Genomic DNA, 4,161 nt, shown 5'->3' with positions numbered 1-4,161 from the left:
TCCTTGCCGTGGTGCGGCTCGACGTCACCGACTGCTACCAGATCGTCGCCCTGATGCGGCCGATCGCCAATTTCGGCCGTGTGCTGCTGGTCTGGGCCGGCACTTTCGCCCTGATGGCGCTGACGGCGTTCGTCATGAAGATGTCGGAAAACTATTCGCGCCTTTTGTTGGGCAGCTGGTTCGTCATCGGCTTCGTTCTCATCTTCGGCCTCAGGCTGGTAATGTCGAAGCTGATCCGGGCCTGGGCGCGCGATGGCCGCATGGAGCGGCGCGCCGTCATCGTCGGCGGCGGCAAGGCGGCGGAAATCCTGATCCGCTCGGTCGAAAAGCAGCCCTACAACGATATCCGCATCTGCGGCATCTTCGACGATCGCAGCGACAAGCGCTCGCCGCCCATCGTCGCCGGCTACCCCAAGCTCGGCACCATTTCGGAACTGATTGAATTCGCCCGCATAGCCCGCATCGACATGCTGATCGTGTCGCTGCCGCTGACCGCCGAATCCCGCGTTCTGCAGTTGCTGAAGAAGCTGTGGGTGCTGCCGGTCGACATCCGGCTTTCGGCGCATTCCAACGCGCTGCAGTTTCGCCCGCGTGCCTATTCCTACATCGGCGCGGTGCCGATGCTGGATATCTTTGACAAGCCGATCAACGACTGGGATTCGGTGGCCAAACGCGCCTTCGATATCGTCTTCAGCCTGATCGGCATCGTCGTGTTCTCGCCGGTCATGCTGGCGACCGCCATCGCCATCAAGCTCGACAGCAAGGGTCCGGTGCTGTTCCATCAGAAGCGGCACGGTTTCAACAACGAGATCATCGAGGTCTATAAGTTCCGTTCGATGTATACCGACAAGGCCGACCCGACCGCCAAGCAGACGGTGACCAAGAACGATCCTCGCGTCACCCGCGTCGGCCGCTTCATCCGCAAGACCTCGATCGACGAGCTGCCGCAGTTCTTCAATTCGCTTCTGGGTTCGCTATCGCTGGTCGGCCCGCGTCCGCACGCCATCGCCGCGCAGTCGCATAACCTGCTCTACAACGAGGTCGTCGACGGCTATTTCGCCCGCCACAAGGTCAAGCCCGGCGTCACCGGCTGGGCGCAGATCAATGGCTGGCGCGGCGAGATGGACACCAACGAGAAGATCCGCATGCGCACGGAGTATGATCTCTACTACATCGAGAACTGGTCGCTGCTGTTCGATTTGCGGATCCTGTTCCTGACGCCGCTCCGGCTGCTCAATACGGAAAACGCCTATTGAGCGCGATCAGCCATGATCTGCCGCAGGTCGTGGTCAACGCCAAGCTGGTCGCGCTGATTTCCTCGGGCGCGGTCTTCATCGGCATTCTGCTGTCCGGCTTCGTCATCAGCGAGCCGGCGCCCTATGAGCTCTACATGGCGGGGCTGATTGCCATCTGGGCGCTTTTCGGCTTGCGGATTTCCCGCGCGGCAACGCCGCTGCTGGTGCTGCTGGTGACGATGAACATCGGCGGCATGATCTCCATGACGCAGATGGCGGACCTCGCCAACACGCCGCTCTATCTCGCCGTGTCGCTGTTTCTCGCCTTCAGCGCGGTGTTCTTCGCATCGATCACAGCCGTACAGCCGAGCCTCTACCGATTGATCTTCATTGCCTATGTGGTTTCGGCCGTGGCCACCTCGCTGCTTGGCATTGCAGGCTACTTCCATGCCTTTCCGGGCGCCGAGATGTTCACCAAATACGACCGTGCCGCCGGCGCCTTCCAGGATCCGAACGTGTTTGGACCGTTCCTGGTGCTGCCCGGCATCTATCTGCTCTATTTGCTCCTGACCGGACCGGTGACGCGCATGCCGCTGCTGGCGGTGCCACTGCTGATCATCACCGCCGGCATCTTCTTCTCCTTTTCGCGCGGCGCCTGGGGCATGTTCGCCGTTTCGGCCGTCCTGCTCACCGGCTGCCTGTTCCTGCAGAGCGCCAGCGGCATGTTCCGGCTGCGCGTGGTGGTGATGACGATTGCAGCACTGGCGCTGCTGGTCGTCGCCATGATCGTCATCCTGCAGCTGCCCGGCGTGTCGGAGATGTTCTCCAACCGTGCCCATCTCGAACAGAGCTACGACACCGCCCGCCTCGGCCGCTTCGCCCGCTACGGCATCGGCTTCCAGATGGCGATGGAGCATCCGTTCGGCATCGGCCCGCTGGTCTTCGGCACGATCTTCGGTGAAGACACCCACGACATCTGGCTGAAGATGCTGATGGATTATGGCTGGCTCGGCTTCGTGTCGTTCCTCGCGCTCGTCTTGTGGACGATAGCAGCCGGCTTCCGCATCCTGCTGCGCGACCGGCCGTGGCAGCCCTATCTCCTGTGCGCCTATGTCGCCTTCATCGGCAATATCGGGCTCGGCACCTTCATCGACATCGACCACTGGCGCCATGTCTACCTGCTGCTCGGCCTGATCTGGGGCGCCATCGCGCTGGAATATAGGCATCAACTGCTGTTGCGGCCTGCCTTACAGGGCTCGCCGGCACCGGCATAAAAGTCGCGGGAGTGAGAGGGCTTCACGTTGGCCTTCGGTGGAGATCCGGCCCGCTCTACATCACGACGAAGACAGCTTCGAGAGCTTCCCGAATACGAAGTTTCTGATGGATTTCCTGACTAGGCGCTCTACATGCGCTTTACTCGGCTTCATTTGCGTTTTGAAGCGTCAGGCCAGTGTAGATCGAGTGCTCGACGGACGGTTGGTCCATGGCAAAAATATGCGGTTGTGGCAAAAACATCACATAATTTCATTTCGCTCCCGGCTATTGTTGTTCCCGAGGGAATTACTTGGGTTGGGAGAAATACGTGAATAGATTCTTAGCAGTTCTCGCGGTTGCCGCCCTGTCGGCAAGCACCGCGTCAGCAGCAGACATGTTGGCCCCGGTTGCGGGGTCGGCCTATGACTGGAGCGGCCTCTATGTCGGCGGCCATCTCGGCGTTGCCAATGGTGACATCACGGCAACGGATATGACCGAGCCAAACGGTGGGTTCTTCACCGACCTCGTTCCGGCGGGAACAGAAGGATTTGACTTCAACAAAGCCGGCGTAGCCGGCGGTATCCATGCAGGCGCGCAATGGCAGTGGGGACAGTTCATTCTGGGCGGCGAAGCGACCTGGACGGCAACGGGCATCCGCAAGACCATCACCAGCCCCTATTTCCCGGACAGCGACACCGAGACCGCCAAAATCTCGAATTATGCCACGGTCGTCGGCCGCGTCGGCTACGCCTTCGATCGCGTGCTGATCTATGCCAAGGCTGGTTATGCCGGCGGCAAGGTGGATTTCCGCGCCCGAGACAACGACGCCCTGGTGACCTACGAAAAGAATGAGTGGCAGAACGGCTATGCGCTCGGCGCTGGCATCGACTATGCCCTTACGAACAACCTCTCGCTTGGCGTGGACTACACCCACGTTGACCTCGGCCATAAGACGAGCACGGGCGACAACGTGTTCGATGATGGCACTCTCGGCGACAATCCCGAGACCTATCGCACAGAGGCAAAGGTCGATGCCGTGATGGCCCGGCTAACCTACAAGTTTGGAATGGGTCAGTAGTGCATCGACATCATTTTCGCGGATCAGATCTAGCGTCAGGGGAGCTCGTCAGCGCTCCCCTTTCCTCGTAGCCTACATATTCCTTCGAACATTCTGGCGATTGAACGAAGTCTTGAACTTCTTTGGGCAATTGCAGCCTAGAGCGGTGCAGGCTATGCCCTTCCAGGGCAAGACAAAGCACGTAGTGTGTCCGCCCTCGGTGACCGGAACCTAAGCAGCACTTGCGGTATGATTTGTCGGTGTGACTTTCGGTCACCAAAGGCACACCGGGACACCATCTGTTCCCATTTCACCAATTTCAGCGAATTCGCCTCTTGCTTCTGAACCCTTGAGAATATAGGGCTTTCCGCGGTCCGGAGTGTAGCGCAGCCCGGTAGCGCACTTGACTGGGGGTCAAGGGGTCGTCGGTTCGAATCCGGCCACTCCGACCAAATTTGAAAGCAGGACTTGCCCCCGAAGTCCGCCTCTCCAGATGCTTCGGTCAGCCCGGCCAAATCTCGGATCGGGGCACCATGTCCTGTGCGCTTGAGCTCCGGCTTGGTGCTAATGCTACCTCTGGCACACATCCACCCACTCAGCGCCGGTAATCTCAAC

3 protein-coding genes and 1 tRNA gene are annotated in these 4,161 nt (G+C 60.1%); all 4 read left to right on the top strand.

Annotated elements, in window-relative coordinates:
* On the top strand, positions 1-1,256 hold a 1,256-nt coding region (locus EOA22_RS26160), incomplete at its 5' end, for an undecaprenyl-phosphate glucose phosphotransferase (protein ID WP_127390315.1).
* The gene (locus EOA22_RS26155) at positions 1,253-2,509 is read left to right on the top strand and encodes an O-antigen ligase family protein (RefSeq protein ID WP_063167772.1); all 1,257 of its coding nucleotides are present in this window, start codon (positions 1,253-1,255) and stop codon (positions 2,507-2,509) included. The genes EOA22_RS26160 and EOA22_RS26155, both read left to right, overlap by 4 nt.
* A 290-nt stretch (positions 2,510-2,799) precedes the next feature.
* A complete protein-coding gene (locus EOA22_RS26150) occupies positions 2,800-3,567 on the top strand; it encodes an outer membrane beta-barrel protein (protein ID WP_013532224.1) in 768 nt (255 codons plus the stop codon).
* Between the two features lie 354 nt (positions 3,568-3,921).
* Positions 3,922-3,998: transfer RNA gene (locus EOA22_RS26145), tRNA-Pro, on the top strand.
* Positions 3,999-4,161: the final 163 nt, after the last annotated feature.

Source organism: Mesorhizobium sp. M7A.F.Ca.US.014.04.1.1 (assembly GCF_003998745.1).
GTDB lineage: Bacteria > Pseudomonadota > Alphaproteobacteria > Rhizobiales > Rhizobiaceae > Mesorhizobium > Mesorhizobium ciceri.
This window is presented reverse-complemented; position numbering and strand designations above follow the sequence as displayed.